This is a genomic window from Amycolatopsis sp. BJA-103, from assembly GCF_002849735.1.
In the GTDB taxonomy this organism is placed as follows: Bacteria; Actinomycetota; Actinomycetes; order Mycobacteriales; family Pseudonocardiaceae; genus Amycolatopsis.
The window spans coordinates 2,194,133-2,208,780 of the sequence record NZ_CP017780.1; the positions used below are offsets into that span (position 1 = coordinate 2,194,133).

The window sequence follows — 14,648 nt, forward strand, 5'->3', positions numbered from 1 at the left end:
TCCGCGCCGCCGATCGTGAACCATCGAACATCCTGGCTAGGGGCTGACCGTGTCTGACGACAAACTGCGGAGTTACCTGAAGCGGGCCATCGCGGACGCGCAAGACGCACGGGCGCGGCTGCGCGAGGTCCGGGAACGAGCCGACGAACCGCTCGCCGTCGTCGGCATGGCCTGCCGCTTCCCCGGCGGGGTGACCACGCCGGAGGAGTTCTGGGACCTGCTGTCGGCCGGGACCGACGCGGTCGGCGGCTTCCCGACCGACCGCGGCTGGGACCTCGAGAGCGTCTACGACCCGGACCCGGCGCACGAGGGCACCTCCTACGTCGCGCAGGGCGCGTTCCTGAACGACGCCACGGAGTTCGACCCGGCGTTCTTCGGGATCAGCCCGCGCGAGGCGCTGGCGATGGACCCGCAGCAGCGGCTGCTGCTGGAGACCTCGTGGGAGGCCCTGGAGCGGGCCGGGATCGACCCGGCGAAACTCAAGGGCACCGCCACGGGTGTCTTCGCGGGCGCCTTCGCCTCCGGGTACGGCATCGGTGTTTCGATGTCGGGCCAGGCGGATTCGGGTGTCGAAAGCCACCTGATGACCGGCAACTCGACCAGCGTGCTGTCCGGGCGGGTGTCCTATGTGCTCGGCCTGGAAGGGCCCGCGGTCACCATCGACACCGCGTGTTCGTCGTCGCTGGTCGCGCTGCACTTGGCCGCGTATGCGGTCCGGTCGGGAGAGTGCTCGCTGGCGTTGGCCGGTGGTGTCACGGTGATGCCGTCGCCGGGGACGTTCGTCGAGTTCTCCCGGCAGCAAGGACTGTCCGCGGACGGGCGGTGCCGGGCGTTCTCCGAGGACGCGGACGGCACCGGCTGGGCCGAGGGCGCCGGGGTGCTGGTGGTGGAGCGGCTGTCGGAGGCGCAGCGGCTCGGCCATCGCGTGCTGGCTGTGGTGCGGGGTTCGGCGGTGAATCAGGATGGTGCGTCGAATGGTTTGACGGCGCCGAATGGTCCTTCGCAGCAGCGCGTCATTCGCGCGGCATTGGCGAATGCCGGGTTGTCGGCGTCCGATGTGGACGTGGTGGAGGCGCACGGCACCGGGACGAAGCTGGGTGACCCGATCGAGGCGCAGGCGTTGTTGGCGACGTATGGGCGGGACCGGGATCGTCCCTTGTGGCTGGGTTCGGTGAAGTCGAACATCGGGCACACGCAGGCCGCGGCGGGGGTGGCGGGGCTGATCAAGGCGGTGCTCGCCCTTCAGCACGGCGAGCTTCCGCGGACGTTGCACGCTGAGACGCCGTCGTCCCATGTGGACTGGACGGCGGGCGAGGTCCGGTTGTTGACGGAGAACGTGGCGTGGGAACGGGGTGAGCGGGTCCGGCGGGCGGGGGTGTCGGCGTTCGGTATCAGCGGGACCAATGCGCACATCATCGTCGAGGAGGCTCCGGCGGAGGAGCCCGTCGAAGTGGTCGTGACAGATGAGCCGACCGTGTGGGTGTTGTCGGGTCGCAGCGCGGACGGGCTGGCCGCGCAGGCTCGGCGGTTGCGCGGGTGGGTGGCCGGGCGTGGGCTGGATCCGGTGGATGTCGGGTGGTCGTTGGCGACTACGCGGTCGGTGTTCGAGCACCGGGCCGTGGTGCTGGGCGAGGATTTGGCGGGCGGGCTGGACAGCCTGATCGGGGAAGTGTCGTCGGGTTCAGTGGTGTCCGGGGTTGCGGATCCGGGTGTTCGGGTGGGTTTGGTGTTCGCGGGTCAGGGTTCGCAGTGGGCTGGTATGGGCCGGGCACTGTATGAGTCGAGTGCGGTGTTCGCCGAGGCCTTCGATCGGGTTTCGGGTTTGTTGGAGCTGGAGCTGGGTGTTTCGGTTCGGGACGTCGTGCTGGATCCGGGGACCCCGGGCACTGATCAGACTTTGTATGCGCAGGCTGGGTTGTTCGCTTTCGAAGTGGCGTTGTTCGAGGTGTTGCGCGCCGCGGGGGTTCGGGCGGATGCGGTGGTGGGGCATTCGGTAGGTGAAGTCGCCGCGGCACACGCGGCTGGCGTGTTGTCTCTGCCCGACGCGTGTCGTCTGGTGGCGGCGCGTGCTCGGTTGATGCAGGCGCTGCCGGTGGGTGGTGCGATGGCGGCGATCAACGCATCGGAGGGTGAGGTCGTTGAGACCTTGATAGATGGGGTGTCGATAGCGGCGGTCAATGGGCCGGAGTCGGTGGTGGTTTCCGGTGAGACCGAGGCGGTCGACCAGCTTGTCGCGCTCTGGAAGGAGCGCGGGAACCGGGTTCGGCGGCTGCGGGTGAGTCACGCGTTCCACTCGGCGGCGATGGATCCGGTGCTGGATGAGCTGCGTCAGGTGGCTGAAGGGCTCACGTACGAGCGTCCGGAATTGTTGTGGGCGGGTGCGTTGACCGGTGAGCTGGTCGCTGATTGCGAGGCCGAGTATTGGCCCGCGCAGACGCGGGGTGCGGTGCGGTTCGGGGAGGCGGTGGAGTCCCTTGTGGCGCAGGGGATTTCGGTGTTCCTGGAGGTCGGCCCGGACGGTTCGTTGTCCGCGCTCAGCCCGGCCGATGCGGCGTTCGTGCCGTTGCAGCGCAAGGACGGCACCGGCCTGATCGCCGGGCTGGCGCGGGCCTTCGTACAGGGCGTGGGCGTGGACTGGAGCGCGGTGGTTCCGGCGGGGAACCGAGTGCCGCTGCCCACCTACGCCTTCCAGCACCAGCGTTACTGGCCCGACGGCATCATCTCGCTGACGCCGTCGGCTGCCGCTGACACCGAGTTCTGGACCGCGGTGGACGAGGGCGATCTGGACTGGCTCGCCGGGGAACTCGACCTTGACGACCGGCTTGACGACCAGCAGCACCTCGACGTGCTCCTGCCCGCGCTGGCGTCCTGGCGCCGCCGGAAACAGGACCGCTCGACCATCGCCGACTGGCGTTACCGCACCGAGTGGACCGCGCTGCCCGAGCCCGCTCCGGCGGCTCTTTCCGGACGCTGGCTGCTTGTCGCGCCGGAGAGCGTCGGCACGCGGCCGTATGCCGACGCGCTGTCGGCCGCGGGAGCCGAGGTCGAGGTGATCGAGGTCCCCGCCGGTGTCGTGGCGCGGGACGCGCTCGGCGCGCTGCTGGACTCCGCGCCGGCGGGCGTGCTGTCGTTGCTCGCGCTGGACGAGAACCCGCTGCCCGAACTGCCCTCCGTCGCCGGCGGACTGGCCGCGACCCTCGGGCTCGTCCAGGCGTTGGCTGAGGTCAGCGCGCCGCTGTGGGTGGCCACGCGCGGCGCGGTGGCGGACGGTGCTGCGAATCCGGTGCAGGCGCAGGCTTGGGGCCTGGGCCGGGTTGTCGGCCTGGAGCACCCGGAACGCTGGGGCGGGCTGCTCGACCTGCCGGAGACGCTGGACGAGCGCGCGGCCGCGCGACTGGTCTCGGTGCTCGCCGGGGGCGTTGAGCGCGAAGTCGCGCTCCGCGACGGCGGGGTGCTGGGCCGCCGTCTCGTGCACGCCGGACGGGTTTCGCGCGAGCCATGGATGCCGCGTGGCGACGTGTGGCTCACCGGCGGCACCGGCGCGCTCGCCGGGCACGTGTCCCGCTGGCTGGCCGAAAACGGCGCGCGTCGGCTGGTGCTCACCAGCCGTTCCGGCCCGGCCGCCGGAGTCGCGGCGCTGGTCGCCGAGCTGGCCGAGCAGGGCACGCGGGTGGACGTGCTGGCCTGCGACGTGACCGACCGCGCGGCGCTGACCGCGCAGGCCGCCTGGATCGGCCCCGAGCTGAGCACCGTGCTGCACACCGCCGGGGCGCTCGACGACGGCGTGCTCGAACACCTGTCGCCCGCGCGACTGGCCGCCGTGCTGGACGTGAAAGCCCGCGGCGCGGCGTTGCTGGACGAGGTCACCGCCGGACTGGAACTGGACGAGTTCGTGCTGTTCTCCTCGGCCGCCTCGACCCTCGGCGCGGCGGGACAGGGCAACTACGCGGCCGCGAACGCGTACCTGGACGCGCTGGCGGAGCACCGTCGGGCGCGGGGACTGCCCGCGCTGGCCGTGGCGTGGGGCGCGTGGGCGGGCGGCGGCTTCGCCGACTCAAGCGCGGCCGCGCGCACCCGGACCAGCCGCGGCGGCATGCGGCCGATGGAGCCGCAGCTCGCGGTCCGCGCCCTCGGCGAGGCGCTGCGCGGGGTCGAACCGGTGCAGACCGTGCTGGACATCGACGTGGCCGAGCTCCCTGCGGAGCTGCGGACCGCGCCGTTGCTGCGGGACCTGCCGGCGATCCGACGTCTTCCCGCCGTCGCCGCGCAGCCGCCCGCCACCGGCGAACTCGTGCGGCGGCTGATCGGGCTGAGCCCCGCCGACCAGGACGAACTGCTCACCGACCTGGTCCGCACCGAAGCGGCGATCGTGCTCGGCCACGCCTCGGCGGACGCGATCGAGCAGCGGCGGGCGTTCAAGGACCTCGGGTTCGACTCGCTGACTTCCGTCGAGCTGCGCAACCGGCTGGGGGCGGCGACCGGCGAACGGCTGCCCGCGACGGTGGTGTTCGACTACCCGACCCCGGAAGCGCTGGCCGCGTTCCTGCGGACCGAACTGCTCGGCGAGCACCCGGAAATCGGTGTCGCCGCGCCCGCCGCCGTGTCGTCTGCCGACGAGCCGATGGCGATCGTGGGCATGGCGTGCCGGTTCCCCGGCGGTTCCAGCACTCCGGAGCAGTTCTGGGAGATGCTGGCCTCCGGCACTGACACGGTGGGGGACTTCCCCGCCGACCGCGGCTGGGACCTCGACAGCGTGTACGACGCCGACCGGGACAATGCGGGTACTTCCTATGTGGCGCAGGGCGCGTTCGTCGCCGACGCCGCCGGGTTCGACGCCGACTTCTTCGGGATCAGCCCGCGCGAGGCGCTGGCGATGGACCCGCAGCAGCGGCTGCTGCTGGAGACCTCGTGGGAGGCGCTGGAGCGGGCCGGGATCGACCCGGCGAAGCTCAAGGGCAGCGCCACCGGCGTCTTCGCGGGCGGCTACATCTCCGGCTACGGCCTCAACCTGGCCACCGAAAGCGGGGTCGAAGCGCACAGCCTGACCGGCAACGCCACCAGCGTGCTGTCCGGCCGGATCTCCTACGTCCTCGGCTTGGAAGGCCCCGCGGTCACCATCGACACCGCGTGCTCGTCGTCGCTGGTCGCCCTGCACCTGGCCGCGCAAGCGGTGCGCTCCGGCGAATGCTCGCTGGCGCTGGCCGGTGGCGTCACGGTGATGGCGACCCCGGGCATGTTCATCGACTTCTCGCGCCAGCAGGGCCTTTCCACCGACGGGCGGTGCCGGGCGTTCTCCGACGACGCGGACGGCACCGGCTGGGCCGAAGGCGCGGGCGTTCTGGTGGTGGAGCGGCTTTCCGACGCACAGCGCAACGGACACCCGATTCTGGCTGTAGTGGCCGGTTCCGCGGTGAACCAGGACGGTGCGTCGAACGGGTTGACGGCGCCGAACGGTCCTTCGCAGCAGCGAGTGATTCGGGCGGCGTTGGCCGATGCCGGGCTGACGGTGTCCGATGTGGACGTCGTGGAGGCGCACGGCACGGGCACGACGCTGGGCGACCCGATCGAGGCGCAGGCCGTGCTCGCGACGTACGGCCAGGACCGGGATCGTCCACTGTGGCTGGGTTCGGTCAAGTCCAACATCGGCCACACCCAAGCGGCGGCCGGTGTGGCCGGGGTGATCAAGATGGTGTTGGCGTTGCGGAACAAAGAGATTCCGCGCACGCTGCACACCGAGACGCCTTCGTCGCATGTGGACTGGGCGGCGGGCGACGTTCGCCTGCTGACCGAGAACGCGCCGTGGCCGGTCGACGGTCATCCGCGCCGCGCGGGCGTGTCGTCGTTCGGGATGAGCGGCACCAACGCACACATCATCCTGGAGGACGCGCCGGCCGCGGTGCCGGCCGAACCGGAGGACGCGACGGCTCCGGTGGTGTCCGGCGCGGGTGCGCTGGTGCTGTCCGGCCGGACCGAGCCGGGACTCGCCGCACAGGCGCGTCGCCTGGACGACTGGCTGACCGGGCGGGAGACGCGTCCGGAGGACGTGGCCTGGTCGTTGGCGACGACGCGGTCGGTGTTCGAACGCCGGGCCGTGGTGATCGGCGACGGCACCGGTTTGACGGATCTGGCGGCGGGTTCGCCCTCGGGTGCGGTGGTGACCGGGTCGGCGCGGACCGGGGTCCGGCCGGTGTTCGTGTTCGCCGGGCAGGGTTCGCAGTGGCTCGGCATGGGCCGGGAACTCGCGCAGGTGAGTCCGGTGTTCGCGGCGCGGTTGGCGGAGTGTGAGGCGGCTTTGGAGTCCTTTGTGGACTGGAAGCTGTCTGAGGTGTTGGCCGAAGAGCTGACGACGGCGGATCTGGTGCAGCCTGCGTTGTGGGCGGTGATGGTGTCTCTGGCCGCGGTGTGGGAGGCGGCTGGGGTGCGTCCGGAGGCGGTGGTCGGTCATTCGCAGGGCGAGATCGCGGCGGCGACTGTTGCGGGGATGTTGTCCGTTGAGGACGGTGCGCGGGTTGTTGCGCTGCGCTCCAAGTCTTTGAAGGCGTTGGCGGGTCTAGGCGGCATGCTGTCGGTCAGCGCGGCGGCCGATGCGGTGGAGGAGCGGCTCGGCCGGTGGGATGATCGAGTGTCGCTCGCGGCCGTGAACGGTCCGGCCGCGGTGGTCGTTTCGGGTGAGCCGGAGGCGTTGGCCGAACTGAAGTCCGAGTTGGATGCCGAGGGTGTCCGGGCACGGATGGTGGCGGTGGATTACGCGTCGCATGGTGTGCAGGTGGAGAGCCTGGAAGCGGAGATCCGCGCGGTGCTGGCGGAGGTGTCGCCGCGGCGGGGCCGGGTGCCGATGGTGTCGGCGATGACGGGGGAGACCCTGACCGGCGAGGAACTGGACGCCGGTTACTGGTACCAGAGCCTGCGTGCGCCGGTGATGTTCGACCGCGCGATCCGGACGGTGGCGGGCAGCGGGAACCGGATGTTCGTCGAGGTGACCCCGCACCCGGTCCTGCTCGGCGCGATGAACGACACCTTGGACGAACTGGCCGCCGACGCAGAGTCGGGAACCGCCCCGGTCTGCGGCACGTTGCAGCGCGACGACGGCGGCGCGGTCCGGCTGCTCACCTCGTTCGCCGAGGCTTTCGTGCACGGCGTGACCGTCGACTGGACGAAGGTGCTGCCCGTCGGGAACCGGGTCGAGCTGCCTACCTACGCCTTCCAGCACGAGAGGTTTTGGCCGCAGGGCATGCTTTCGCTCTCGCCCCACGGCGGCACGGACCCGGCCGCGCTGGGGTTGTCCGCGGTCGGGCACCCGCTGCTCGGCGCGGCGATGGAACTCGCCGACGGCGCGACGGTGTGCTCCGGCCGGCTCTCCACACGTACTCAGCCGTGGCTGGCCGACCACGCCGTCGGCGGCGTGATCCTGTTCCCCGGCACCGGATTCGTGGAGCTGGCGGTGCGCGCGGGCGACCAGGTGGGCCGCGGCAAGGTGGAAGAACTGACCTTGCAGGCCCCGCTGGTGCTGCCCGCCGACGGCGGTGCGGTGCGGATCCAGGTCGTCGTCGCCGCGGACCGCGAGAACCTGGAGATCTTCTCCCGCCCGGACGGTTCCGCGGCGGAGTGGACCCGCCATGCCACCGGCGTGCTGGCGGCCGCGTCCGCCCCGCCCGCGGTGTCGGAGGACTTCGGCGTCTGGCCGCCTTCGGACGCGACCGCGTTGGCCGTCGACGGCTTTTACGCCGCGAAACTGTCCGATGTGTACGGTCCGGCGTTCCACGGCCTGCGCGCGGCATGGCGGCGCGGCGAGGACGTGTTCGCCGAGATCGAGCTGCCGGAGTCGGTGGCGGGCCGAGCGGATCAGTTCGGCCTGCACCCGGCGTTGCTCGACGCCGCCCTGCACGCCGCGCTGCTGGAGGACTCCGGCGACGAGGTCCGGATGCCGTTCGCATGGACCGGCGTCGAACTCCACGCCGAGGGCGCTTCGGTGCTGCGCGCCAAAGTCGGGCGCAGTCGGCGCGGCGATCTTTCGCTGGTCGCCGTCGACCCCGCCGGTGCTCCGGTGGTCACGGTGGATTCGTTGACCAGTCGTCCGGTGTCCGCGCCCGCGGTCGCCGAACCGGCTTCGTCCGGTCTGTTGTTCGCCGAACAGTGGACCCCGGCCGCCGAGGCCGCGATCCCGGCCGGTGCCTGGGCGGTGCTCGGCGACGACCCCTTCGGCCTGGCAGAAGAGCCGGCCGTCGCGGGCTTCCCGATGCAGACCTACCCGGACCTCGCCGGACTGGCGGCCGCGGACCCCGTTCCCTCGATCGTGCTCACCAGCGTCGCCGGGGCCGGCTCGATGCCCGAAGCCGCGCACACCGCCGCCGCGGCGGCGCTCGGACTGGTCAAGGACTGGCTGGAGGAACCGCGCCTGGACGCGGCGCGGCTGGTGGTGGTCACCCGGTCCGGCGCCGCGGTCGCCCCGGGCGAGGCCGTGGCCGATCTCGCCGCGGCCGCCGTCCGTGGGCTGCTGCGTTCGGCACAGGCGGAGAACCCCGGCCGGTTCGTCCTCGTGGATCTGCCCACCGAAAACGCCGGAATCGCCGCGCTCCCCGCCGTGCTCGGCGGGGAGGAACCGGAGCTGGCGTTGCGGGAGAACGGCGTCTTCGGACGCCGCGTGGTCCGTTCGTCTGGCAACGCGATGGCGGTTGAACGACCCGACGCGGGCCCCGGCGGCCCCCGTTCGCTGCTGGTCACCGGCGGCACCGGCACCCTCGGCGGCCTGGTCGCCCAGCATCTGGTGCGCACCGGCCGCGCCCAGGAAGTGCTGCTGACCAGCCGGTCCGGCCCGGCCGCCGCCGGAGCGGCCGCGCGCGCCGCGCAGCTGGCGGAACTGGGCGCCGCGGTCCGGATCGTCGCGTGCGACGCGGCCGACCGCGACGCGCTGGCCGCGCTGCTGGACACCGTCGGAGAGGACTGCCCGCTCGGCGAGGTCTTCCACGCCGCCGGGATCATCGACGACGGCCTGGTCGCCGGGCTCACCGCCGACCGCCTGTCCGCGGTCCTGCGCCCGAAGGCCGACGCCGCCTGGCACCTGCACGAACTCACCCGGCACCTGGACCTGCGGCAGTTCGTGCTGTTCTCCTCGGCCGCGGCGACCTTCGGCGCGCCGGGACAGGGCAGCTACGTCGCCGCCAACACCTTCCTCGACGCGCTCGCCGGACACCGCCGGGCAGCGGGCCTGACCGGCACTTCGCTGGCCTGGGGCCCGTGGGTGCACGAGGCGGGCATCGGCCGCGACCTCGGCGAACAGTCGTTGTCGCGGATCAGCCGCTCCGGCGTCACCGCGCTCGGCGCCGACGAGGGTCTCGCGGTGATGGACGCGGCGCTGGCCACCGAAGACGCCGTGCTCATCCCGGTCCGCCTGGACGTGGCGGCCCTGCGCGGTGCCGACGTCCCGCCGCTGTGGCGGGCGCTGGCCGGTGCTCCCGCGCGGCGCACCGCTGCTTCGGCCCCGGCTGCTGACAGCGACTCCCTTCGCAAGCGGCTGGCCGCGGCCACTCGCCAGGAACGCGACCGGATGCTGCGGCAGCTGGTGCTGGCGCACGTGGCCGCGGTGCTCGGGCACGCCTCGGCGGCTTCGATCGGCGCCGACCGCGCGTTCACCGATCTGGGCTTCGACTCGCTGACCGCGGTGGAACTGCGGAACCGGCTGCGGGCCGAAACCGGGCTGCGGCTGCCCGCCACGCTGATCTTCGACCACCCCACGCCTGCCGCGCTGGCCGTTTCGCTGCGCGGCGAGCTGATCGGCGACCTGTCCGCGCCGCCCCCGGCCCCGGCCGTGCGGCGGGCCGGAACGGACGAGCCGATCGCGATCGTCGGCATGGCCTGCCGGTTCCCCGGCGGCGCCGCCAGCCCGGAGGAGCTGTGGGAGCTGCTGTCCTCCGGCGGCGACGCGATCGAATCCTTCCCGGCCGACCGAGGCTGGCCGGTGGACGAGCTCTACGACCCGGAGTCCGAGCAGGCCGGGACCACCTACACCAGGGAAGGCGGTTTCGTCCGCGACGTCATCGGTTTCGACGCCGGTTTCTTCGGGATCAGCCCGCGCGAGGCGCTGGCGATGGACCCGCAGCAGCGGTTGCTGCTGGAGGTGTCCTGGGAGGCGTTCGAACGCTCCGGCATCGACCCGGCGAGCCTGTCGGGCAGCCAGACCGGCGCCTTCATCGGCGGCTACGGCTCGGGTTACGCGGCGGCGGGTCTGGACGGCAGCGCGGAGTTCGAGGGTGCCGAAAGCCACCTGATGACCGGCAACGCGACCAGCGTCCTTTCGGGCCGCCTGTCGTACTTCTTCGGGCTGGAAGGCCCGGCGGTCACGATGGACACCGCGTGTTCCTCGTCGCTGGTCGCGCTGCATCTGGCGGCGAAGGCGCTGAGCGCGGGGGAGTGCTCCCTCGCGCTGGCCGGCGGAGCCACGATCATGGCCAGCCCGGACGGGTTCGTCGCCTTCTCGCAGGCACGCGGTCTGGCGGCGGACGGCCGGTCGAAGGCGTTCGCCGAGTCGGCCGACGGCATGGGCATGGCCGAGGGTGTCGGCATGCTGGTGGTGGAGCGGCTCTCCGACGCGCGGCGCAACGGGCATCCGGTGCTGGGGCTGGTCCGGGGTTCCGCGGTGAACCAAGACGGGGCCTCGAACGGCTTGACGGCGCCGAACGGTCCGTCGCAGCAGCGGGTCATCCGCGCGGCGCTGGCAAGCGCCGGCCTTTCGCCGTCCGAAGTGGACGCGGTGGAGGCACACGGCACCGGCACGAAACTCGGCGACCCGATCGAAGCGCAGGCGTTGCTGGCCACCTACGGCCAAGACCGGGACCGCCCGTTGTGGCTGGGTTCGGTGAAGTCGAACATCGGCCACACACAGGCGGCGGCCGGCGTGGCGGGCGTGATGAAGATGCTGCTGGCGCTGGGACACGAGCAGCTGCCGAAAACCCTGCACGCGGCCGAGCCGTCCTCGCAGATCGACTGGACGGCCGGGCAGGTCGAACTGCTCGCCGAACCGATGGCCTGGCCTTCCGGCGGACGGCCGCGCCGGGCCGGGATTTCCTCGTTCGGCATCAGCGGCACCAACGCGCACATCATCCTCGAGGAGGCCCCGCCGGAGGACGCCGAACCGCGTCCGGACACCGAGCCCCTGCTGCGCGGACCCGGTGCCTGGCTGGTGTCCGGCCGCTCCGCGGAGGGCCTCGTCGGACAGGCTGGCCGGCTGCGCGAATGGGCGGCCGCGCAGCCGGAGACCGACCCCGCCGACGTGGCGTGGTCGCTGGCGACAACCCGCTCGGCGTTCGCGCACCGTGCCGTCGTCCTCGGCGAGGACCGGACGAAACTGCTGGCCGGACTGCACGAGCTGGCGACCGGAGGCACCACCGGCACGGTGGTGGCCGGAACGGCCCGCCCCGGCGGCGCGGTGACGTTCGTCTTCCCTGGCCAGGGCTCCCAGTGGGCGGGCATGGGCCGGGAACTGGCGGAGGCCAGCCCGGTCTTCGCGGCCCGGCTCGCCGAATGCGAGCGGGCACTGGCGCCGTTCGCCGACTGGAACTTGACGGAGGTGCTCTCCGGCGAACTGCGCACCGCGGACCTGGTGCAGCCCGCGCTGTGGGCGGTGATGGTCTCGCTGGCCGCGGTGTGGGAAGCGGCCGGAGTAGCGCCGGATGCGGTGGTGGGGCACTCGCAGGGCGAGATCGCGGCCGCCACCGTCGCCGGGATGCTGTCCCTGCGGGACGGCGCGCGGGTTGTCGCGCTGCGCTCGAAGTCGCTGAAAGTGCTTGCGGGCGCGGGCGGGATGCTGTCGGTGACGCTGCCCGCCGCGGCGGTTGAACAGCGGATCTCCCGCTGGGGAGAGCAGCTCGCGCTGGCCGCGGTCAACGGCCCGGCCGCCGTGGTCGTCTCCGGCACTCCCGAAGCGCTCGCGGAGCTCAAGGACGAACTCGACGCCGAGGGCGTGCGCGCCAAGATGGTCGACGTCGATTACGCCTCGCACTCCGCGCAGGTGGCGCGGCTGGAAGACGAGATCCGTGCGGTGCTGGCCGGGATCGAGCCGCGTCGTGGCCGGGTCCCGATGGTGTCGGCGATGACCGGCGAAACCCTGACCGGCGAAGAACTCGACGCCGGGTATTGGTACGCGAGCCTCCGCGCCACCGTGCGTTTCGACCGTGCGGTGCGGACGCTGGCCGACGAGGGACACCAGCTGTTCGTCGAGGTCAGCCCGCATCCGGTGCTGCTCGGCGCGACGACCGACACGCTGGAGGAAGCCGCCGCGGACGCCGCCCCCGGCACGGAACCGGCCGCGGTGTGCGCGACGCTGCGCCGCGACGACGGCGGCGCGACCAGGATGCTCACCTCGTTGGCGCAGGCGTATGTCACGGGAGCCGGGGTGGACTGGACCGCGGTGCTCCCGGTCGCCGAGCGGATCGCCTTGCCCACCTACGCCTTCCGGCACGACCGCTACTGGCCGACCGGGGCGGCTGCCGCCGGCGCGGTGCGCGGCGGCGATGGTTCGCAGGCCGAAGCCGAATTCTGGGCGGCGGTGGAGAGCGGCGACCTGGCCCAGATCGCCGACACCCTGGCGCTGGAGGACCAGGAGCAGTTCAGCGCGGTGCTGCCCGCGCTGGCGTCCTGGCGGCGTCGGGACCAGGAGAAGTCGGTGACCGCGAGCTGGCGCTACCGCATGTCGTGGGCGCCCCTGCCGGAACCCGATTCCGTGCTGCTGAACGGAACTTGGCTGCTCGTCGTCCCCGAAGGCGGCTTCGCCGAGACGCTGCGGAGGGACTGCGCCGCAGCGCTGACCGTACGGGGCGCCGAGGTCGTGGTCGCGGAGATCCCCGCCGGGCACGCCGCCCGGCACGAGCTTTCGCCGGTGCTCGACCAGGCCGTCGACGGCGCGCCGATCGCCGGGGTGCTCTCGCTGCTGGCGCTCGACGAAGCTCCGCTGCCGGACCATCCGGTGGTGGCCGCCGGACTCGCCGCCACGCTGGGCCTGGTGCAGGCGTTGGGCGACGCCGGGGTGCTCGCGCCGCTGTGGCTGGCGACCAGCCAGGCGGTCGCGGCCGCGACCGGCGAGGTGCCCTCGAGCGTCGTGCAGGCGCAGGTGTGGGGGCTGGGCCGGGTCGTCGGACTCGAACACCCGGACCGCTGGGGCGGGCTGCTCGACCTGCCCGCCGAGATCGACGAGCGGGCGGGCGCGCGGCTGGCCGCGGTGCTGGCCGACGGCGACGAGGACCAGGTCGCCCTCCGCCGGTCCGGGGTGCTGGGCCGCCGGATGGCGCGGGCAGGACGCCCGCGGCGAGGCGGGTCCTCGTGGCGGCCGCGCGGCAGCGTGCTGATCACCGGCGGCACCGGCGCGATCGCCGGGCACGTCTCGCAGTGGCTGGCCGAACGCGACACCGAGCGGCTCGTGCTCACCAGCCGGTCCGGCTCCTCGGCCGCGGGCATCGCGGCGCAGGCGGCGGGGCTGGCCGAACAGGGCAGCCGGGTGGACGTGCTGACCTGCGACGTCGGCGAGCGGGCCGAGGTCGCCGGGGTGCTCGACTGGATCGGGCGCACCGGACCCGAGCTGTCCTCGGTGATGCACACCGCCGGCGTACTCGACGACGGCGTGATCGACCGGCTCTCCACCTCGCGCTTCGAGAAGGTCCTCTCGGCCAAGGCCACCAGTGCGGGCCACCTGGACGAGCTGACCGCCGAGCTGGACCTGGATGCGTTCGTGCTGTTCTCCTCAGCGGCTTCGACGCTGGGCTCGGCCGGGCAGGGCAACTACGCGGCGGCGAACGCCTACCTGGACGCGGTGGCGGAGAACCGGCGCGCGCGGGGCCTCAGCGGTCTGTCGGTGGCGTGGGGCCTGTGGGGCGGCGGCGGTCTCGCCGAGTCCAAGGACGCGATCAAGAGCCGGATGAAGCGGCTGCCGATGCCCGCGATGGATCCGCGCCTGGCGGTGCGGGCGCTGGGCGAATCGCTCGACGGGTCCGATGCCGTGGTGACGGTGATGGACGTGGACTGGAGCCGGCTGGCCAACCTGGCGCAGCGCCCGCTGGTGCGGGACCTGCCCGAGATGCGGCAGCTGGCCGCGGCTCCGGCCGCGGCCGCGCCGGAAGCGGGCGACCTCGCCCGGCGGCTGGCGGGGCTCGAACGGGCCGACCAGGAACGGCTGCTCACCGATCTGGTGCGCGCGGAGGCCGCGGTGGTGCTCGGCCACCCGTCGGCGGACGCGGTGCGGGCGAGCCAGGCGTTCAAGGAACTCGGCTTCGATTCGCTGACCGCGGTGGAGATCCGGAACAGGTTGAACACCGCCACCGGGCTGCGGGTCCCGACTACGTTGATTTTCGACTACCCCACCCCGGTGGCGGTGGCCGCCTGGCTGCGGTCCGGGCTCGTCGGCGACGACGCGGCCGGGGTCCCGGTGCTGGACGAGCTGGACCGGCTGGAGGCGGCGCTGACGAAACCGGCGGCCGGGCAGGAGATGGAGGACCGGATCACGCGTCGGCTGCAGACGATCCTGTCAGCGTGGATCACGAAGCAGGGCGGAGCGGAAGCCGAGGGCGGCGAGGTCGAACTCGGCTCGGCGACGCCCGACGAGGTGTTCGAGTTTCTCGACAAGGAACTGGGCCTGTCCGACTAGGTGCTGCGGGCTTGTTTGA

At 72.8% G+C, this 14,648-nt stretch carries 1 protein-coding gene; it reads left to right on the forward strand.

The features are described from left to right. The first annotated feature begins 43 nt into the window (after positions 1 to 43). Entirely contained in the window at positions 44 to 14,629 is a 14,586-nt protein-coding gene (locus BKN51_RS44170; RefSeq protein WP_101607285.1) for a type I polyketide synthase, read from the forward strand. Positions 14,630 to 14,648: the final 19 nt, after the last annotated feature.